Raw genomic sequence first — 18,840 nt, 5'->3', positions numbered from 1 at the left:
GAACAAAGCATTCGATTGCGAGGCGCCATCATGAGCTTTCCGCAACGCCCGGTCGCGTTCATGCTTGCCGCGACCAATCACGGCACGATGATCGTGAACCGCCACGATCACAACACCACCGAGACCGGCGACGACTACGGCGTCGGCCACCAGTTGCTGCAGAACGGCTGCTTCGACACCAGCGAGGTCGGCTTCACGCTGGCCATGCTGACGCGCCGCCACGAGCTGCACGGCGACGGCGTGGTGGCGATCGACGGCGGCGCGAACATCGGCGTGCATACCATCGAATGGGCGCGCCACATGCACGGCTGGGGCCGGGTGCTGGGCTTCGAGGCGCAGGAGGTGGTGTTCTACGCGCTGGCCGGCAACCTGGTGCTGAACAACTGCCTGAACGCGCGCGCCAAGCTGGCCGCGCTCGGCGAGCGTTGCGGCGAGCTCTCGGTGCCGCAGCCCGACTACCTCTCGCATGCCAGCTTCGGCAGCCTCGAGCTGCGCCCGCGCGAGAACGGCGAGTTCATCGGGCAGCCGATCTCCTACGACACCGCGGTGGGCAGCACGGTGCCGATGATCAGCATCGATTCGCTGGCGCTGCCGCGCGTCGACCTGATCAAGCTCGACATCGAGGGCATGGAGATGGAGGCGCTGACCGGCGCGCGCGACACGCTGCGGCGCTGCCGCCCGATGCTGACGGTCGAGGTGCTGAAGACCGACGCGGCGCTGGTGGAGGGTTTCCTGGCCGAGTTCGGCTATCGCTGCGTGCCGGCCGGGCTGAACCTGATCGCCGTGCATCGCGAGGATCCGGTATCGGCCCACCTGCAGGTGGGCGACGGCGTGCTCTATCTGCGCTGAGCGGGCGGCTGCGCGCCCGGCGAACCCGCGGCTTTCGAATACCCCTGCAGGGCGAGGGGATTGAAATACCGATGTCGATTATTCGAAATATTTCAGTAAGCTCGGCGCCGCAAACGCTTGCGCTTCGGATTCCTGCGAATCCCTGGATGGTTCGGAACCCGAAACGCCGCCGTTGCTGCTGCCGGGCAATTTCGCCGGTTCCGTGAAAACCCGCTAGGGGCTTGCCTTTACGTAGTTGCCGCGAGGTTTTTCGCGGCGCTTTTCCAGTATCATGCGCAATCTCCTGACGACAGACGTGCGATGGGGTTCGCGCGTGCCGAAGCGGTTTTTCGGAGCATCGTCAGAAGCCTGGCGGCTGCGGCGAACCATTTTGTAATGTCGCTCCGGTAGACTGCCGGGCCCTGATACCGGCCTGGCCGGCCATCACGGCAAGCGAAGTCCGCGTTCGGGGCGCGGCCGCAACACGATGGTAACGACGGTAGCGTCAAACTCGCGACAGGTTCCAGCCTGATCCTCAGATTTCATGTCTTCTAGTGATTTACCGCGGCGCGCGGCGCAGGCTTTCGCGCGCGTTCGCCAGACCTTGCGGCTCGACCGCCTCATGTCGCCGCTGCTCGCGCTCGGCATCGGCATCGCCTTGCTGTTCGTGTTCCAGCACCTGTCGGAGACCGTCGACTACAAGTCGGTGATCCGCAACCTGCGCCACCTCACGCTCGGCGAATGGGCCGGCGCGCTCGGCGCCACCGCGCTCAGCTACGTGGCCCTGGTCGCGCGCGACGCGATCGGGCTGCGCTACGTCGGCGCCTCGGTGCCGCGCATCCCGCTGTGGATCGGCACCATCGCCGGCACCGCGCTGGGCAACGCCACCGGCTTCGGCGCGCTGACCGGCGGCGCGGTGCGGGTGCGCGTGTACGGCGCCTCGGGCGTGAGCGCCGCCCAGATCGGCCGCATGACCGTCTTCATGGGCGCCACCCTGGCGCTGGGCATCGTCGGCATGACGGCGCTCGGCATGCTGGGCGGCTCGACGGCGCTGGCCGCGATGCTGCCGGTCGGGCCCGGCTGGCTGCGCGCCGGCGGCGCGCTGGTGCTGGTGCTGCTGGCCGCGCTGGTGGCGCTTTGCGGCAAGGCCCCGCGCGAGATCCGCTCGCGCTGGCGCTGGCTCTCCTTCGACATCCCGGCGCGTCGCGACCTGCTCGGCCAGTTGCTGTTCGCGGTGATCGACGTGGTGGCCGCCGGCCTCGCGCTGTGGTCGCTGCTGCCGCACGGCCATATCGGCTTCGTCACCTTCATCACCGTCTACTCGGGCGCGCTGCTGCTCGGCATGATCGGCCATACGCCGGGCGGGATCGGCGTGTTCGAGGCGGCGATGGCCTTCACGCTCGGCAGCGCGGTGCCGCCCACTTCGATGCTGGCTGCCCTGATCGCCTATCGCGCGATCTATTTCGGCGTGCCGCTGGTGCTGTCGGCCGGGCTGCTGACCGTGTTCGAGGGGCGCGCGATCGGCCATCGCTTCGTGTCGGCCCAGGCCGCCCAGGTCTCGCAGCTCGCGCCGCTGTTCCTCGGCCTGGTCACCTTCGCGGTGGGCGGCATGCTGGTGATCTCGGGCGCCACGCCGGCCTTCTGGCAGCGCATCGCGGTGCTGCGCAACGTGGTGCCTCTGTGGGTGATGGAAGGCTCGCAGGTGCTTTGCAGCGTGCTCGGCGTGTCGCTGCTGTTCGTCGCGCGCGGCCTGCTGCGCCGCCTCGACGCCGCCTGGTGGATGGCGCTGGGCCTCACGCTGGCGAGCCTCGCGCTGTCCTTCTCCAAGGGCCTGGCCTTCGTCGAGGCCGGCGTGCTGGTCGCGCTGCTGGTGCTGCTGCTGGTGTCGCGGCGCCGCTTCAATCGCCATTCCTCGCTGTTCGCCGAGCCCTTCACGATCGGCTGGTTCATGTCGGTCGCGCTGGTGCTGATGCTGGCCGTCTGGGTGCTGCTGTTCGCGTTCCGCGACGTGCCCTACACGCGCGAGATCTGGTCGACCTTCTCGTTCGACGAGCGCGCCTCGCGGGCGCTGCGCGCCACCCTCGCGGCCGGCGTGTTCGCCGCGATGGCCTCGCTCTGGCAACTGCTGCGCCCGGCCGCCGGCCGCTTCGTGATGCCCGAGCCGCAGGACCTGGCCGACGCGGCGCGCATCATCCGCGCCCAGGACCGCAGCGACGTGGGCCTGGCGCTGATGGGCGACAAGAGCTTCCTGTTCTCGCCCTCGCGCGAGGCCTTCCTGATGTACGCCAAGCACGGCCGCACCTGGGCCGCGCTCTACGACCCGGTTGGCCCGCGCGACGAATGGGCCGGGCTGATCAACGACTTCATCCTGCGCGCGCACGCGCACGGCGGGCGCGCCGCCTTCTACCAGGTGCGCGCCGAGGCGCTGCCGCTCTATCTCGACGCCGGCCTCACCCTGGTCAAGCTCGGCGAGGAGGCGCACATCGCGCTCGATCGTTTCGACCTGAAGGGCTCGAACCGCTCGCACCTGCGCTACGCCCTGCGGCGCGCCGATCGCGACGCGATGTCGGTCGAGGTGATCCCGCCACAGGCGGTGCCCGGGATGCTGCCGCTGTTGCGCGAAATCTCCGACGACTGGCTCGACAGCCGCGACGCGCGCGAGAAGAGCTTCTCGATCGCCGCCTTCCACGACGGCTACCTGGCCACCCAGTCGGTGATGCTGGTGCGCCAGAACGACGAACCGGTGGCCTTCGTCACCTTCATGACCACCGATCTCAATACCGACGCGACGGTGGGCGTGATGCGCCACGTGCCCGAGGCCTCGCCCTACGCGATGGAGTACCTGTTCACGCAGCTCGCCCTGCACCTGAAGGAGGCCGGCTTCCGGCGCCTGAGCCTCGGCATGGCGCCGTTCTCGGGCATGGGCTCGGCGCCGATGTCCTCGCTCTGGCACCGCCTGGGCCGCATCGTCTGGCGCTTCGGCGGGCGTTTCTACAATTTCCGCGGCTTGCGCGCCTTCAAGAGCAAGTTCGAGCCGCAATGGGAGCCGCGTTATCTGGCGGCTTCCGGTTCGGTCGGCGTGTTCGTCACGCTGGCCGATCTGTCCTTGCTGGCAGGAGGTCGGCGTTCATGAAGTGGAATGGTTGGGGCCGGGCGGCGGTGGCCGCCGGCATGATGCTGGTGCAGGTCGCGGGCGCCGGTGCGGCGGAATCGGGCAAGGCGGGCGGCAAGCTCGCCGACAAGGCCACGGCGGCGAGCGCCGCCTCGCAGCCGGCCACCCTGGTCGGCAGGATGGGCAGGATGCCCGGCGGGCGCTACGGCGAGGTGAGCGTGGTGCGGCCCGAGGGCGACGTGCATGGTTTCGTGGTGCTGTATTCGGCGGCGGGCGGCTGGAGCGCGGCCGACCAGGCCACCGCCGAGGCGCTGGCCAAGGCCGGCGCGCTGACGGTCGGCGTCGATACCGCGCGTTATGCCGCGAATCTCGCCAGGGACAAGGAAAGCTGCCATCAGCTGGTGGGCGACGCCGAGGCGGTTGGCCACCAGCTCGAACGGCAGTTGAAGACCTCGCGCTACTTCGCGCCGATCGTGGCCGGCATCGGCCAGGGCGGCGCGCTGGCGCGCCAGGTGCTGGCGCAGGCGCCGGAGAACACCATCTCGGGCGCGGTGACGGTGGCGCCTGCCGCCACGCTCGACGCGCGCTTCAGGATGTGCCCGCCGGACCCGACCGTGAGCCGCCGCAAGACGCCCGGTTTCGTCGACAGCGCCGCGACGGGCGACGCCGCGCGCCTGGTGTCGCTGCTCGCGCCGCATCTGCGCGACGGCAGCGCCGACGAGCTCGACGTGTCCGACCTGCCGCTGGTCGAGTTGCCCGCCAGGCCGGGCGGCATGGCCGCCGGCGAGGGCCTGCTGGCGATCGTGATCTCGGGCGACGGCGGCTGGCGCGATCTCGACAAGACCATCGCCGAGGCGCTGCAGAAGGACGGCGTGTCGGTGGTCGGCTGGGACAGTCTGCGTTACTTCTGGAGCGAGAAGACGCCGGCCCAGACCAGCCACGACCTGGCGCGGGTGATGCAGACCTACCTGGCGCGCTGGCACGCCTCGCATGTCGCGCTGATCGGCTATTCGTTCGGCGCCGACGTGATGCCGTTCGCCTACAACCGCCTGGCGCAGCCGCTCAAGGACAAGGTTTCGGTGATCTCGCTGCTTGGTTTCGCGCCCTCGGCCGACTTCCAGATCCGCGTGACGGGCTGGCTCGGCATGCCGGCCAGCGACCAGGCCCTGCAGGTGCGGCCGGAGTTCAACAAGCTGCCGCTCAAGCAGGTGCAGTGCTTCTATGGCGCGACCGAGCAGGACACGCTGTGCCCGGCGCTGGCCGGCAGCGGCGCCCAGGTCATCAAGACCGGCGGCGATCACCATTTCGGCGGCGACTACCTGGCGCTGGAGCGGCAGATCCTCGACGCGCTGCGCAGGAACGCGGCGGGGCGCTGAGCGCGAAAACGCATGTCGATGGTCGCGCTCGGCGGCCGCCCCGGCGCCTCAACCGCGAGGCGCGCAGGCATCCCGCTTGCCGTCTCGCGGCCGTTCTTCTTCCGATCCGGGTTCCAGCGGCGCTTCGGTGCCGTGCCCATCCTGTCTTTTCACCGATTGTTGAAGCCCGTTCATCGCAAGGCGGCGGTGAGGATGCTGTCGGAGGGTTTGCGCCAGGAGGTGAAGCCTTACGGCATTCGCACCACGGTGATCTCGCCGGGCGCGATCGACACCGAACTGCCCGACAGCATCACCGAGCCCGATATCGCCGCCGCGGTGCGCGAGTTCTACGGCATCGCGCTGCCGGCCGATTCCTTCGCGAACCTGCTGGCCTATGTGATCGGGGCGCCGGAGGACGTCGACATCAACGAGGTGGTGTTCCGGCCGACGCGGCAGGAGTTTTGAGGGGGCGCCGCGAGGGCGCCGGAAGACGGGGTTCGAGGGGCGGGATGCGATTCGGCGATCGGCTCAGCCGGCCATGCCGCCCAGCAGCGTATTGGCCGCGATGCGCTTCACCAGGTAGCGCTGGAGGATTGCCGTGTCCGCATCCGAGAGCGCCAGTTCGATACGCCCGGCGCGCATCAGGACCAGGCTGCCGTCGCTGGCGATGGCGCAGGTGAAGGGATCGATGGCGGGATGGGGCGTGGGGGCGGGCGCGGCGTCGGCGGGCAGGTTGGCGGATGCGGGGGCGGGTTTGCCGGACGATCGAGTCGGCGGGTTTGTCTTGCGCTTGTGCTTGCGCGCCAGCTCGAAGACGCTGCCCGCCGGAAGCGCGGCGCGCTTGACGGGAACCACGTCGCTGGCGTCGACCAGCTTCTGGTTCACGCGCTCGACCGAATCGCCGTCGATCTGCTCGGGCAGGTAGTAGGCGTTCATGTGCGCGCCGTCGCGCGTGACCTGCTCGGACAGGATGTTGCCGCTGCGCAGCAGCCGCCACATCGCGTTCGAGACCGGCTTCACGTCATGGGTGCCGATGATGTCGGCCAACTCCTTGGTGGTGACACCGGGCTGTTGCCGGACGGCGGCGAGAATGGCGTCGCGACGGGCCTGCATCACCTTCAGCTTCTTGCTGCTCATGTCTCACTCCATTGAGAATCTTCATGAAGGGAATCTCGTTCGAACAAGTTAAATATTTCTTGTTTGACGAGATTTTGAAACGATCGTTGCCAATCGCTGCGTGATCGTAACAATCCATGCATCTCATAACGGTTCAGGGCGACTGTAAGTCGCGCCCGAATGGCGTGAGCCGAATGGGCGACAGGTGGGCAGGGGGGGAACGAAGCGCGGGTTCTCGTCGTGATTGCGTGACAGGGAGCTCGGGCCACAGGCGCGCTCGATATCTGCGGCTCAATCGGCCGCGGCCAGCGGCGGCAACTCCGCCGCGTATTTCCCCGGCGTGACACCCAGCACGCGACGGAACATCTCGATGAAGGCGCTGACATTGTCGTAGCCGAGTTCGAGCGCGATGGTGGTGACCGGGGTGCCCACCGCGAGCCGCTCCAGCGCGCGCAGCACGCGCGCCTGCTGGCGCCACTGCGCGAAGCTCATGCCGGTTTCCTCCAGGAAGCGCCGGCTCAACGTGCGCGGCGCGATGCCGGCCCAGTGCGCCCAATCCTCGGCTCGGCGCGTGTCCGACAGGTCGGCCGCGAGCGCGTCGGCGATCCTCGCCAGACGCGCGTCGATCGGCCGGGGCAGGCCCAGCGCCTGCGCCGGCGAGGCCGCGATCTCGGCCAGGATCAATTCCGCGATGCGGATCTCGTCGTGACCGAGCGAGCCGCCCGACCAGGTCGCCGCGCGTCGCACCGCCTCGCGCAGCAGCGGGTTGGTGCGGATCGCGCGCGGCGCGGTCGGCAGCGCCGCGCAGGCCGCCTCCTGGACGAACACGCTCCAGCCCGAGAACGGCCCGTAGGAGCGCAGCGAATGCATGTGATGGGGCGGCACCCAGATCGCGTGCGTGGCCGGCACGACCCACTGCTGCGCTTCCAGCCCGACCGACAGCAGCCCGCTCAGCGCACCCACCAACTGGCCGCGCGCATGCCGATGCGCCTCGGTCTCCCGCGCCACGGATTGCGTCAACTCCGCAGCCGCAACTAACGGTCCGCCCGATTCGAGTACGAGAGGTGGGGGGAGCAGGGGATCGCGCATGGCCGAAATTCCGTATCGATTGGCTTCCATACCGGAGCTCGGCCGATTGTATCTCGATAAACTGCCTTTCATCGATGACCAGATCCGCAGCGATCAGACAGGAGAAACCCGATGCGAGCCGAACAATTGTTGCCCGACGAGCAAAACGAAACCAAGCTGGCTGGCGTGACGGTGCGCAAGGGCACCGTCGGCGCGTTCCTGGCCAACGCGCGCGTGCTGGGCACGCCGGATGCGAGCAGGGCGGAACGTGCCGAGGCGCGCGCCGACATCCTCGCCGCGCTGCCGGCGCTGCGCGCGCTGGGCCTGTTCGAGGTGCTCGAGATTCGTGATCCGGCGCTGCGCGCCTGGGTCGAGGCCAACTGAAGCCAACTGAAGCGCATTGAAGCAAACTGGACCGGTGCCGCATCCGGCGCGGTCCGGAACGAACGGAGGAATTCCCCATGAAAGCAGCAATCGTGAAAACGGCCGGCAAGGCGCCCGAGTATGGCGACTTCGAGGCGCCGCGCGCGAGCGCCGGCTGTCGCGAGATTCGCGTCGCCGCCTCGGCGCTGAGCCACGTCACGCGCTCGCGCGCGGCCGGCGTGCATTACACCTCGGATACCGCGGGGCAGGGCCTGCCCTTCGTCGCCGGGGTTGACGGCACGGGCGTCGACGCCGACGGACGACGTGTCTATTTCTTCGGCCCGGTCGCGCCGCACGGCGCGATGGCCGAGCGCACCCTGGTGAGCGACGCGCATTGCCTGCCGCTGCCCGACGCGCTCGACGACGTGACGGCCGCCGCGCTGGCGATCCCCGCGATGTCCTCCTGGGCCGCGCTGAAGGAGCGCGCGCGGCTCGAATTCGGCGAGACGGTGCTGGTCAACGGCGCGACGGGCTCGTCGGGCCGGCTGGCGGTGCAGATCGCCAAGTACCTCGGCGCGGGCAAGGTGATTGCCACCGGCCGCGACGCCACCGCGCTCGGCGAACTGTCGGCGCTGGGCGCCGACGTGCTGGTGCCGCTGGGCCAGGACGAGACGCTCGGCGAGGCGTTGCGCGAGCAGTTCGCGGGCGGCGTCGACATCGTGCTCGACTATCTCTGGGGGCCGAGCGCGCATGCGCTGCTGGGCGCGGCGGCGCGCGCGCTGCCGGACCTGGCCGCGCTGCGCTACGTGCAGATCGGCGCGATCGGCGGCGGCGAGATCTCCTTGCCGGCGGCGGTGCTGCGCTCCACCGCGATCACGCTGATGGGCAGCGGCATGGGCAGTGTGCCGATGCCGATGTTGCTGGAGGCGTTGCGCATGGTGCTCGATATCGCGCCGCGCGCGGGGCTGAGGATCGACACGCGGGCGGTGCCGCTCGCGCAGCTCGGCGAGGTTTGGGCGAAGGCGGATAGCCGCACGCGCACGGTGTTCACGATCGGGGCGTGAGGGGGCGTGCGTGGCTTCGTGATCGGCGCGATTCGCGATGGGCGAGTTTGTCGGTTCGATCGTGACGTTGAGATAAGAAAAGTTATCTCGCCGCTGTTGCGTGACTGCTGACTCTCTTCTTTCAATGGTCACCGTCCCAGACGATCCACGCTGAACGGCACGCGGCGAGCCTTCAAGCCGATTGAGCGAGCAGTCAGAACGAGCGCATCACTGTCGAACGGCTGCTCGCCTCTCGCTGCTGCGTGACGTAGCCGGGCCGTATCGGTAAACGACGTCCTACCGCTGTTTATTTCCGATATCAGGATGAATCGATCGGCGGTGCCAAGCCGTTGCCGCCGGCGCCGCGCAAGTGGACCGGGCCAGCCGACCACATTGGTTTGCCCCGTTTGTCCCACGCACGACGAACATGCATGCCCTTGGCCGTGCCCGAACGCGGACGCATCAGCATGCTCAGAACAGGTGATGGATTCCGCTGAGAAACACCGTCTGCCGTCCGTTAGACGCGGCGCCGATGCCCAGCGTACTGGCCACGGCGCCGTCGCCCGCGGTTTCGAACATCAGGTCGGCGTACACCTGCGTGGTTTTCGACAACGAATACACATTGGCCACCGTGAACTGCGTCCAGCGGCGCCCGTCGAGCGTCGCGGTCCATGCGCCCGCCGCGATTTCCTCGGCGGGTGTCAGGCGCAGATTGGCGCCGCCGTCGAAGCTGCGAAAGTGCTTGCTGCCGCCGTTCGATGCGATCCGTACATCGGTGGAGAGCACATGCAGCATCACCCGCTCGAATCGGTACGATCCGCCGATGCCCATGTCACGCACCTGTTTCGCATTGAAGCTCGCGCCGGGCGCGAGCGCCTGGCCGTTGAACGAAGTCAGTCCAAGGCCGCTCGAGAGCGGCAGCAAGCGGTCGCGATATTCGGAGTACACCGCAATCAGCTTGAGCGGGCCGTTCGTATAGTTGGTGCCCAAGCTGATGCTCCGCCCGCTGGTATTGCTGGCCGCCGCGCCGGGAAATCCATACAGCGCACCAAGCGTCAAGCCGCGATAGTTCGCGCTTTTCCATTTCACCGTGCTCGACAATTGTACGGGCAGGGTGCTGCCGAGACCGTCCAGATTGCCGGGGTGAAACGCGGAGAAATTGCCGAGTAACTGCCCGGTCGAGACCGAGCCGAGCCAATCGAAATTCCAGTCCGTCTGGCGGCCGAGCGTTACCGTTCCGAACGTCGAATCGGCCAGGCCCACATAGGCCTGGCGATTGAAGAACGTGCTGCTGCTTGCCGAGGCCCCCGTCGTCGTGACGAACCCGCTTTCGAGCCTGAACACCACGGAGCGGCCTGCGCCGATCTCTTCGACACCCTGAAAGCCGAAGCGGTCGGCCTGCAAGGTGCCCTGTTCGGCGATATAAGCCGTCGAGCCGTGCAGGTTGCTCACGTAACCGAGGCCCGCATCCAGACTGCCATATAGCGTCACACTGCTCTGCGCTAATGCGGTCGAGGAAACGACGAGCGCGGCCGAGCCCGCGACCAGTGTCGCGTGTAAGGCGATTTTGTGTTTCATGAGGTATGGGTGAGGCGTTGGGAGGAGGGCTGCGAGGAGCGACGAGGCGGAAATCAGGTGGTCCGGATTTTTTCGGCCGATGAGTGGCGCCACGCACCAAACACCAGATTGACCACGATGGCCGTTAGCGTGCCGGCGGCCATGCCGTTGCCCAGCACGATCTGCAGCGAGGCGGGGAACGACGCGTACACGTTGGGTACCAGCACCGGTATCAGCCCGACCACGAGCGCCGCCGCCAGCGTGTACTGGTTGCCTCGCGCATGCAGGTCGACCTTGCCGAGCAGGTTGATGCCCATCACGCCGATCAGCGCGAACACGATCAGCGCGGTGCCGCCGACCACCGGCGCGGGGATCGCGTAAGCGAAACGCCCGAACGGCGCGAACAGGGCGATCAGGATCAGCATCACGCCGGCCATTGCGGTAACGTAACGGGAACGCACGCCGGTGGCCTGCACGACGCCGATATTCTCCGCGCTCGTGATGATGAGCGAGGTGCCGAGCAGCGAGCCCATCAATGACGCGAGCGCATCACCGCGAATCGTGCGCTGCACGTCGCGGCGCATGTCGATCTTCCTGCCGGTGATTTCACCGACGGCGACGGTTTGCCCCGTCGCTTCGGCCATCGAGATCACGCAGAAAATCAGCAGGGGCAGCGCGGCAAGCAAGTCGAAACGCGGCGTGCCGAAAGGCAGCAGGCTCGGCAGTGCGAAGAGCGGGCCGCTCCACAGGTCGGCGGTGGACATCAGCCCCATGGCCCAAGCCATGAAGGTGCCGGCAACGAGCCCGAGCAGCACCGCGATCCTGCCCAAGGTGCCCTTGAGCAGGCGCGCTGCCGCGAGCGTGGCCACGATCGTGGCGAGCGCGAGGCCGAGTGACTGAGGGCGCGCGATGCCCGACGTGCCCGATTGCCCGACCACGATGCCGGCGTAGATCTTGATGAGACTCACCGAGACGAGCAGCAGCATCGCGCCGACCACCACGCGCGGAAAAAATCGCAGGCAGCGCGCGAAGACCGGTAGCACGACCCAGTAGAACAGGCTCGTGAGAATCGCCGCGCCCGCCGCCGTGCGCAAATCGGTTTGCGTCGCGATCATGGCGAACAGCATGGCGGGTGCCCCGCCGGGCACCATCACGAACGGCAGGCGGGCACCCACCGCGCCGGCGCCGAGGGACTGCAGCAGCGTGCCCACGCCGCACGCAAAGAAGGTCGCGCCGATCAGGTGGACCGTCAGCTCCGATGGCAGCGACAGCATGCGCGACACCAGAACGACCGCGGTGACGGGCGAAGCGGCCATCGACAACACGTGTTGCAGGCCGAACAGCACGAGTTGCCAGGCGGGCAGGCGTGCGTCGACGCTATGAATGGCGGGTTCTGGATTCACGTTGTCCTCGGAGTTCGAAGCGCAATGAGGCGCGGTGCTCATCCGCGCAACCACGGCAGTTGCTCGCGGCTGTAGCGGAACGTCTGAAACACGCTGTTCAGTCGACCCGGGCCGGTTCGGCGTGCCGCTTCGTCCGGATATTCGTCGAACCACGGAATCACGTATTCCCATACCACCTCGCCAGCCGGCGTCACTTCGAACAGACGCCCGGTGGCCGACTCCGTGATATGGGTGTTGCCGTTCGCGAGGCGTTGCGCGTTGCCCATGAAGGCACTGTAGAACATGTTCACCATGTCGTCGGCGTATGACCACACCACCTCATGGCTCGCCGGATCGATCTCGAGCACACGCGAGAATGCCACGTGCGAGCCGGTGCGGAAGTTGCCGTTGTCGAACGTAAGAATGTTGCCATTCGCGAGGGCGACGGGCGCGTGCTGATGTGAAACCACGCTCGGCGGAATATGGGTCGTTACGCCGCCCGTGCGCCGGTCGACCGCGATAATGCCCGACGTGGTGCGCAAGCTCATCAGCACCTCGCCTTGCGCATTCACACCAAGCCCGTTGACGAGCGGCCAGTGATAGCGACCGAATCCCGGCGCTATCGGAAAGTCCTCGGGGTTCAGATGCTCCCAGGCCTTCCATTCCCACAGCAGTTCGCCGGCGCGATTCACTTCGCGGATCACGTCGCCGTACATGATCTCGTCGGAGCCGTGCGCCGTGCCGCCGGGCACGCGTTCCGCGAAGCCTGCCGGCACCGGCGCGCACGCGGCGTACAGCAGGTTGCCGTTCGGCAGCCACTGCGCGTCATGGTGGTGAGCGGGGTCCTGGTAACGCCAGACCACCTCGCCCTGCGGCGTGACTTCGTAGAAATCGCCGCCATGCCACATCGACCACGGCGCGTAGCGGTCTTCCGAATCCCCATGGTTGCCGTTGTAACCGAGATTGCCGTTCGGCAGAATCACCGCATGGCGGCCGGGGCGCACCGGCATCCGCCACTCGTGCACGAGCTCGCCGCCCGTGTCGACGAGGTATACGCGGCCACCCGCCGTCTGTGGCGCAATCAGCGTGTAGCCGCCAGCGGACAACTCCGGGTCGTGAGCAATCAGGCCTACGCCGCGGCGCCGCTGGGTGATTTGATCGACTGTGGTGGTCACGTTTTGCTCCGCTAAGATGATGGAGCAAAATCTAGGCTATTCTCGGCGTCAGGAAAATCTGATTGTTCTATACGGGCCGTATGGAAAAACCATACGGTATAGGCATGCGTCCAATATCACAGACATTTCGTTGTTTCGACGAGGTGGTCAGGCGCGGTTCGATCCGCAAGGCAGCTCAAGCGCTGCACCTGACCGCCGCCGCGGTACACCAGCAGATCCTCAATCTGGAGGAACAGGTCGGCTCGCCTCTGTTCGACCGCTTGCCGCGCGGCATGCAACTCACCACCGCGGGGGAGATCATCATTGCCGCGGTGCGGCGAGGTCAGCGCGATTTCGACAATGCGATGACGCAAGTCGAGGATCTGCGCTCACTGCGTCGTGGACATGTGAATCTGGCGGTGTCGCCCTCGTCGGCAGAACGACTGGTGCCCGATGCGATTCAGGCTGCGATGAAGCGCTATCCGGGCGTGACCTATAGCGTGCGATCGGGCAATGGCGAAAGCATCCTGAAGTGGGTGGAAACCGGCGAGGCGGATATCGGTTATGGCCTGCGCCGCAAGCCTCCGCCCGGCGTGGTGGAAGTGCGAGCGTTCGCGCAACATCTCGGGCTCGTCACGCCTCCGGGACATCCGCTCACCAAGTTGCAAAAGCGTCCACGCTTGCGTGAGTGTCTCGACTATCCGCTGATTCTGATGACCCCGGATACCGAGTTGCGATTGATGGTGGATCAGATCGATCATCGCGAGCGCCGCAAGGCGCGTCCGCTGGTGGAGACCAGTTCGGTGGCGATGGTGCGCCGGCTCGTGGCGGACGGCGTGGGCATCGGCTTTCTGATCGCGGAGAACGTCGCGGAAGATGTGGCGCAGCGCAAGCTTGCGTGGACACCCCTTGCCGACGCGGGCGCCCAATCGTCCAGCTGCCTGTATCAACGCTCCGACCTGACGTCCACCGTGGCAATGGGCATGTTCCTGCAGTTTCTCGGCCAGGCGATCGAGACCATCGAGGATCGCTTTCACCTCGCGACGCAAGCGGCCCCGAAACGGGGCACACGACTCACTTGAGCTCGCGTGCCCGTCGGGGACCTTGGCTCCGGCGCGGTGCCTGGATATCGATCCGCGGGGCTTGTTTGCATCGTGCGACTGGAATTGTCGCTTGCGCAGCGGCGCCAGTTCGGGAATATCGACGAAGCATGCCGCAACTGTCGCTCGACCCACTCAGGCTCGCAAGCCTAGGAGATTGTCCGGGTTGGAATTGGTCGCCCCCTCGACGCAGATCATGCGCCGATGCAGACCTGACTTGGCACGTATCGCCAGGCCTTCGGCATATTCAGGCGAGGCATACCATCGTGCTACCGCATCCCGATCGGGAAATTCCGCGATCACGATCGCATACGGCGACCAATCTCCCTCGATGACGTCGATTGCGCCGCCTCGCGCCAAATAACGGCCGCCGTATTTTTCAATCGTTGCAGGGGCCATCGCCAGATAGGCTTTCCAGGCGGCATCGTCCTCTGGCGCAACCGGGCCTACGTCGGAAATGAGATAAGCCGTCATCGTTTTACTCCGGTTTTCATTGTGAATGGACACCACTCGTAGCATCGCGGCGCGAGACAACAAGGAGATCACGAGGCGTTATTGAATACATCACCCGGCAGGCTGCTGAAATGCCTAATCCGAATCGGCTCATGTTATGAATGGCTGTCGCGGTACTACTGGGATGACCTGGCGCACGTCCAGCAGTTCGCAACGGAATGGATGTGGCAATACAATCACGAGCGCCCCAACATGGCGCCTTGGCGGAGTAACACCTAAACAGCGGCTGATGGCCGCCGCATAGCCTCTACTTCTGAATCGCGTTAAAAGAGGGGGGGGATTACCGTAAGCGTGGGTTACTGCATCCTGACGAGACACTTCAGTGAAGTGTCAGTACTTTCCCGCAGGTACTTTCCGTCGTCTCGTTACGCAGGCGCCAGGCAGCGTATGCGTGAGGCGCGAGGACGAGACATTGGGTGCTGTCGACAGCTTCAAGGGCTGGTGTATCAATGGTTCTTCTACAGATGTCGCAGCTCACGCCTCGCCCTTCGCCTGCAGAGATCCGACAGACAAAGTCGCACGCAGATCCATGCAAGGGAGCGGGGCGCAGCCTCGCCTCCGACTTCATGGCAGGGCACGATTGCATTTCGCCTCGGTGCCGGTACGATAGCGACGGGCGGCACTCCCGCCGCCCGAGCCTGACGGAGGCGGCAGAACGAGCATGGACTACGACGTGGCCTGGGATGCCGGCGAGATCGGCTGCGGGGAACTGCTGCTGAAGCTGCGCGTGCGCCTGCGCGACATGCCGGGCCAGGTCATCCGCCTGACCGCGCGCGATCGCGGGGCGATCGAGGATATTCCGTCATACTGCCGCATCACCGGGCACCGGCTGCTGCAGGCCGACCCGGAGCAGGGCGTGTTCTTCATCCGGGCGAAGCCGGCCGGCGCCAGCGCCTGAGCGCCGCCGGTCGTGCCCGGTTTCTCCATCGACGTGTATCAGCAGGAGCCTATCGTGTCTGGAAAATTCGTAGTCAGTCTGACTCGTGCCAAGGACGATACCGACCGCGCGACGGTCGCCTTCGTGGTCGCCAACGCGGCGATCGCCAGCGAGAAGGAAGCGGTCGTGTTCCTCAACATCGAGGGCACGCGGCTCTCGCAAGCCGGTTATGCCGACGATATCCACGAGCCCGGCTTCGCGCCGCTCAAGGAGCTGATGACGAGCTTCGTCGAGGCGGGCGGCAAGATCTACGTCTGCTCGCCCTGTTTCAAGAAGCGCGCGCTCGACGAGGACCAACTGATCCCCGGTGCGAAGATCGTCGGCGGCGCGATGCTGGTGGAATTCATGGGCGAGGCCTGCCCGAGCCTCAGCTACTGAGGTTTCCCGCGCGACCCCGGGTGCGCCGGCGATTCGCGCCGGCGCGGCCCATCGATCCGGATTGCACGCGATGGAAGCCAGCGAGCGTCACACCCACGCGCCGGCCGTCAGCTTCGACGGCGGCGACCTCGATTGCGGCAACGGCCTGTTGCTGCTGATCCGCAAGCATATCGACCCGCTCGAGCGCGGCCAGTTGCTGGAGATCCGCTCGACCGAAACCTCGGTCGAGGGCGATCTGCCGGCCTGGTGCCGCATGACCGGCAACCAACTTGTGTCATGGACGCGGCAGGGCAGGCTGCGCAGTTTCCTGGTCAGCAAGGGCGCGTTCGCGGCCGGGGCGGGGCAGGTGGCCCAGGCCGCTTCGCCCGCTTTGCCGGCTCGCGACGCGCCACGCGAACCGCCGCCGCGCGCGCCGATCGAGATCGTGCCGGTCAACATCCCGGCCTCGCTGCCGGCGCCATCCCCGGCGCCGTCGATCGCGCCGCTGTCGGTGATGGGCATCGGCAGTTGGCCTCGGCCGCGCTGGATGCTGCAGGCGCTGCACGAGCATCTGGAGGGCCGGCTCGACGACGCGGCCTTCGAGGCCAGTGCCGACGATGCCGTGCAACTCGCGCTGGCCGCGCAACTGCGTGCCGGGGTCGATGTCGTCACGGACGGCGAGCAGCGGCGCGACAGCTACGCGAGCTTCGTCGGCGGCCGGCTCGACAACTGCCAGTTGATACCGCTGACCGACCTGCTGCCCTATGTCGACGATCCGCTCGCCTTCGAGCAGGAGTTGCGCGCGCTCGACGTGCCGGCCGGCGAAGTGCGTCATCCGGCCGTGTTCGGCCCGCTCGGGCGCAGTCGGCCGCTGGCCGTGCACGAGCTGACGAGCCTGCGCGAGCTGAGCGATCGCCCCGCCAAGATCGCCTTGCCCGGTCCCTATCTGTTGACGCGCACCATGTGGCTCGAATGCGTGTCGGACCGCGCCTACGCCAGCCGCGAGGCGCTCGCGGCCGACGTGGTGCGGGTGCTGCGCGAGGAACTGGCGGCGCTGCTCGCCAACGGCGCGGCGCTGGTGCAGTTCGACGAGCCGGTGTTGTCGGAGGTGGTGTATGCCGGCGTCACCGGCCAGCGCAGCTTCATGTGCGGCGCCTTGTCGGAGAAGGGCGATCCGCGCGCCGAGCTGGCTTTCGCGCGCGAGCTGCTCAACGCGGTGGTGCGGGGCTTTCCGGCGGAACGGCTGGCGATGCACATGTGCCGCGGCAACTGGAGCACCGACGAGAGCAAGGCGATGACGGGCGACTACGCGCCGCTGGTGGAGACGCTGGCCGCGCTCGAGGTCGGCACGCTGTTCCTCGAACTCTGCACGCCGCGCGCGGGCGAGATGGCGGTGCTGCGGCGCCTGCCCGATCACCAGCGCATCGGGGTGGGCCTCTGCAACCAGAAGCACGCGCATGTCGAATCGCTCGACGAGGTGCTGGGCAAGGCCGAAACGGCGGTCGCGCTGTTCGGTGCCCAGCGCGTGCTGTTCAATCCCGATTGCGGCTTTGCGACCTTCGCCGATGCGCCAGTGAACAGCGGCCGGATCGCCGAGGCCAAGCTGCGCGTGCTGGTGGAGGCCTCGCGGCGGCTGCGCGAGCGGCACGGCGTCTAGCCGAAGGCGAGGGCGAGCGGGGTCGAACCCGCCCGCCGGCTCAATGCTGATGGTCGATATCGAGCCCGTTGAAGCTCACCTGGCTGCCGCCGGCCGGATCCTGGCAGTAGTTGCCGGCCTTGAAGTAGAGGTTGGCGTTGTCGAAGCTCGGGTCCATCTTGACGGTCTTGCTCTGGCCGGCCGCCGAGATGTTCAGCTCGCCGTTCGGCTCCATGCTCATGCTGTACGAGAACTTCTCGCCGGGCTTCACGTCCTTGGCGATCACCACGTCGTGGCGGCCCGCGCTCAGCGAATTCGAATCCATGATGCTGGCGACGATATTGCCCTTGTCGTAATGCAGCTCGACGGGCGGGCGCGGCTTGCCGCTGTCCACGCGCTGGTGGATCTGGCCGATCACCACGTCGCCGTTCGGCGGCAGCTTGTCGACCGAGAGCGTCGCGCTCAGCGTGGACTTGCCGTCGCCCATCTTCCAGGAACTGCCCTCGGCCAGCTCGGAGCGCGGGAAGTTCGAGTGCGCGGTGTGGGCGCCGCCGCCCGGCGGCACGCTGAAGGTCAGCGAGCCGTCGCCGTTGTGCTTGAAGAAGTCGCTGTCGTAGCGCTTGAGCTGGCCGGCGCCGATCGTGTCGACATGGCCGTTGCTGCCGCTCGGCAACTGCAGGCTGCCGAAGCCGTTCAGGTTGACGGCGCCGGGGCCGTTGCCGGGCGCCGGGCCGGAGCTCGCCGCGACACCGCTGGCCGATGCGCCGCCGCCCGTCGAGGCGGGCGTGCCGACGCCGCCCTGGCCGCCGCTGCCGATCGCGCCAGCCACGGGCATGCCGTTGCCACCGCCGCCCATCGAAGGCATCGCCGGCGCACCGCCGCCACCGCTTCCGCCACCGTTTGCGCCTCCACCACCGCCGCCGGACGACGCACCGTTGCCGTTCGGATCCTGCAGCATCTGCATCAGCTCGATCAGCATCTGCTGGATCAGCTGCATGATCGACTGCTGCAGGCTGTTCGCGCTGCCGCTGCCATCGGCGGCGCCCGAGCCGCTCGGATACGCCGTCGAATTCACCGCGTAGTTGTTCTGGATGCCAACCGACATGAATGCTTCTCCGGATCGTGTGAACGGAAATACACGCGCCCTTTGCCGTCGATGAGTCATCGGACGTCAGGGGGCAGCTAATCGATTGTAAGAAGCGCGCGGCGCGCGATTGTCTTCCGAAGGAATCGATGTCTCGCGATGCGAAGCGGTCGGGTCACGCGCTTCGGACGGCCGCGAGTCGGGCGGACATGTCATATGACGACTGTTCCAAATT

The 18,840-nt window shown here is 67.1% G+C and carries 17 protein-coding genes and 1 pseudogene; 11 read left to right on the top strand and 7 right to left on the bottom strand.

What is annotated here, in order from left to right:
* Window positions 1-30: 30 nt before the first annotated feature.
* From BM43_RS34225 to BM43_RS41045, 4 genes are all read left to right on the top strand, one after another.
* Complete coding sequence (locus BM43_RS34225; protein ID WP_036051379.1) at window positions 31-849, top strand: FkbM family methyltransferase; 819 nt, start codon at window positions 31-33, stop codon at window positions 847-849.
* A 523-nt stretch (window positions 850-1,372) separates the two neighbouring features.
* On the top strand, window positions 1,373-3,961 hold the full coding sequence (mprF, locus tag BM43_RS34220) for a bifunctional lysylphosphatidylglycerol flippase/synthetase MprF (RefSeq protein WP_017919605.1): 2,589 nt from the start codon (window positions 1,373-1,375) through the stop codon (window positions 3,959-3,961).
* Window positions 3,962-3,999: 38 nt separating this feature from the next.
* Window positions 4,000-5,316: a virulence factor family protein gene (locus BM43_RS34215; RefSeq protein WP_036053392.1), complete on the top strand. Its 1,317-nt coding sequence runs from the start codon at window positions 4,000-4,002 to the stop codon at window positions 5,314-5,316.
* 12 nt (window positions 5,317-5,328) lie between these two features.
* Window positions 5,329-5,760: an SDR family oxidoreductase gene (locus BM43_RS41045; RefSeq protein ID WP_111946415.1), complete on the top strand. Its 432-nt coding sequence runs from the start codon at window positions 5,329-5,331 to the stop codon at window positions 5,758-5,760.
* A gap of 63 nt (window positions 5,761-5,823) precedes the next feature.
* Here the strand turns inward: BM43_RS41045 and BM43_RS34205 are convergent, their stop codons facing one another.
* Both BM43_RS34205 and BM43_RS34200 read right to left on the bottom strand, forming a co-directional pair.
* Complete coding sequence (locus BM43_RS34205) at window positions 5,824-6,432, bottom strand: hypothetical protein (protein WP_036051381.1); 609 nt, start codon at window positions 6,430-6,432, stop codon at window positions 5,824-5,826.
* Window positions 6,433-6,702: 270 nt separating this feature from the next.
* Window positions 6,703-7,500, bottom strand: coding sequence for an AraC family transcriptional regulator (locus tag BM43_RS34200; RefSeq protein WP_036051383.1), 798 nt, complete (start codon window positions 7,498-7,500; stop codon window positions 6,703-6,705).
* A 111-nt stretch (window positions 7,501-7,611) separates the two neighbouring features.
* On the opposite strand from BM43_RS34200, the gene BM43_RS34195 reads away from it, so the two are divergent.
* Both BM43_RS34195 and BM43_RS34190 read left to right on the top strand, forming a co-directional pair.
* Window positions 7,612-7,863, top strand: a complete 252-nt coding sequence (locus BM43_RS34195; RefSeq protein WP_036051385.1) for a hypothetical protein — start codon at window positions 7,612-7,614, stop codon at window positions 7,861-7,863.
* 77 nt (window positions 7,864-7,940) lie between these two features.
* Entirely contained in the window at window positions 7,941-8,906 is a 966-nt protein-coding gene (locus tag BM43_RS34190; protein ID WP_025100445.1) for a quinone oxidoreductase family protein, read from the top strand.
* Window positions 8,907-9,356: 450 nt separating this feature from the next.
* On the opposite strand, the gene BM43_RS34185 is transcribed toward BM43_RS34190, so the two are convergent.
* Genes BM43_RS34185 through BM43_RS34175 form a run of 3 tightly spaced genes read right to left on the bottom strand, consistent with a single transcriptional unit; the run spans window position 9,357 to window position 12,999 of the window.
* Window positions 9,357-10,463, bottom strand: coding sequence for a porin (locus BM43_RS34185; RefSeq protein WP_036051387.1), 1,107 nt, complete (start codon window positions 10,461-10,463; stop codon window positions 9,357-9,359).
* A 53-nt stretch (window positions 10,464-10,516) separates the two neighbouring features.
* On the bottom strand, window positions 10,517-11,845 hold the full coding sequence (locus tag BM43_RS34180) for a uracil-xanthine permease family protein (protein ID WP_036053396.1): 1,329 nt from the start codon (window positions 11,843-11,845) through the stop codon (window positions 10,517-10,519).
* A gap of 38 nt (window positions 11,846-11,883) precedes the next feature.
* Entirely contained in the window at window positions 11,884-12,999 is a 1,116-nt protein-coding gene (locus tag BM43_RS34175; RefSeq protein ID WP_036051388.1) for an aryl-sulfate sulfotransferase, read from the bottom strand.
* A 104-nt stretch (window positions 13,000-13,103) separates the two neighbouring features.
* Between BM43_RS34175 and BM43_RS34170 the strand changes: the two genes are divergently transcribed.
* Complete coding sequence (locus BM43_RS34170; protein WP_036051389.1) at window positions 13,104-14,060, top strand: LysR family transcriptional regulator; 957 nt, start codon at window positions 13,104-13,106, stop codon at window positions 14,058-14,060.
* Between the two features lie 153 nt (window positions 14,061-14,213).
* Here BM43_RS34170 and BM43_RS39685 read toward each other — a convergent pair whose 3' ends face one another.
* Window positions 14,214-14,552 (bottom strand): DUF1330 domain-containing protein, encoded by a 339-nt coding sequence (locus tag BM43_RS39685; RefSeq protein ID WP_059443147.1) that lies wholly within the window; start codon window positions 14,550-14,552, stop codon window positions 14,214-14,216.
* 135 nt (window positions 14,553-14,687) lie between these two features.
* On the opposite strand from BM43_RS39685, the pseudogene BM43_RS41545 reads away from it, so the two are divergent.
* The 4 genes and pseudogenes from BM43_RS41545 to BM43_RS34155 all read left to right on the top strand — a co-directional run.
* Window positions 14,688-14,835 (top strand): annotated as a pseudogene (locus tag BM43_RS41545) (integrase core domain-containing protein); the annotation flags it as partial.
* Window positions 14,836-15,252: 417 nt separating this feature from the next.
* Complete coding sequence (locus BM43_RS34165) at window positions 15,253-15,489, top strand: sulfurtransferase TusA family protein (protein WP_036051390.1); 237 nt, start codon at window positions 15,253-15,255, stop codon at window positions 15,487-15,489.
* A gap of 54 nt (window positions 15,490-15,543) precedes the next feature.
* Complete coding sequence (locus BM43_RS34160) at window positions 15,544-15,906, top strand: DsrE family protein (protein ID WP_036053400.1); 363 nt, start codon at window positions 15,544-15,546, stop codon at window positions 15,904-15,906.
* Window positions 15,907-15,976: 70 nt separating this feature from the next.
* Complete coding sequence (locus BM43_RS34155) at window positions 15,977-17,542, top strand: 5-methyltetrahydropteroyltriglutamate--homocysteine methyltransferase (RefSeq protein WP_036051392.1); 1,566 nt, start codon at window positions 15,977-15,979, stop codon at window positions 17,540-17,542.
* Between the two features lie 40 nt (window positions 17,543-17,582).
* Here the strand turns inward: BM43_RS34155 and BM43_RS34150 are convergent, their stop codons facing one another.
* Window positions 17,583-18,626, bottom strand: a complete 1,044-nt coding sequence (locus BM43_RS34150; RefSeq protein WP_036051394.1) for a polysaccharide lyase family 7 protein — start codon at window positions 18,624-18,626, stop codon at window positions 17,583-17,585.
* Window positions 18,627-18,840: the final 214 nt, after the last annotated feature.

The sequence above is a fragment of the Burkholderia gladioli genome, from assembly GCF_000959725.1.
Classification (GTDB): domain Bacteria; phylum Pseudomonadota; class Gammaproteobacteria; order Burkholderiales; family Burkholderiaceae; genus Burkholderia; species Burkholderia gladioli.
The sequence above is the reverse complement of the archived record's forward strand: the minus strand, read 5'-3'. Positions and strand labels throughout refer to the sequence as shown.

Bases quoted from the DNA above. Each gene is read 5' to 3' on its own strand.
- BM43_RS41045 (WP_111946415.1), top strand. From the start codon at position 5,329: ATGTCGATGGTCGCGCTCGGCGGCCGCCCCGGCGCCTCAACCGCGAGG.
- BM43_RS34185 (WP_036051387.1), bottom strand. From the start codon at position 10,463: ATGAAACACAAAATCGCCTTACACGCGACACTGGTCGCGGGCTCGGCC.
- BM43_RS34150 (WP_036051394.1), bottom strand. From the start codon at position 18,626: ATGTCGGTTGGCATCCAGAACAACTACGCGGTGAATTCGACGGCGTAT.
- BM43_RS34205 (WP_036051381.1), bottom strand. From the start codon at position 6,432: ATGAGCAGCAAGAAGCTGAAGGTGATGCAGGCCCGTCGCGACGCCATT.
- BM43_RS34195 (WP_036051385.1), top strand. From the start codon at position 7,612: ATGCGAGCCGAACAATTGTTGCCCGACGAGCAAAACGAAACCAAGCTG.
- mprF (WP_017919605.1), top strand. From the start codon at position 1,373: ATGTCTTCTAGTGATTTACCGCGGCGCGCGGCGCAGGCTTTCGCGCGC.
- BM43_RS34165 (WP_036051390.1), top strand. From the start codon at position 15,253: ATGGACTACGACGTGGCCTGGGATGCCGGCGAGATCGGCTGCGGGGAA.
- BM43_RS39685 (WP_059443147.1), bottom strand. From the start codon at position 14,552: ATGACGGCTTATCTCATTTCCGACGTAGGCCCGGTTGCGCCAGAGGAC.
- BM43_RS34190 (WP_025100445.1), top strand. From the start codon at position 7,941: ATGAAAGCAGCAATCGTGAAAACGGCCGGCAAGGCGCCCGAGTATGGC.
- BM43_RS34170 (WP_036051389.1), top strand. From the start codon at position 13,104: ATGCGTCCAATATCACAGACATTTCGTTGTTTCGACGAGGTGGTCAGG.
- BM43_RS34155 (WP_036051392.1), top strand. From the start codon at position 15,977: ATGGAAGCCAGCGAGCGTCACACCCACGCGCCGGCCGTCAGCTTCGAC.
- BM43_RS34225 (WP_036051379.1), top strand. From the start codon at position 31: ATGAGCTTTCCGCAACGCCCGGTCGCGTTCATGCTTGCCGCGACCAAT.
- BM43_RS34215 (WP_036053392.1), top strand. From the start codon at position 4,000: ATGATGCTGGTGCAGGTCGCGGGCGCCGGTGCGGCGGAATCGGGCAAG.
- BM43_RS34200 (WP_036051383.1), bottom strand. From the start codon at position 7,500: ATGCGCGATCCCCTGCTCCCCCCACCTCTCGTACTCGAATCGGGCGGA.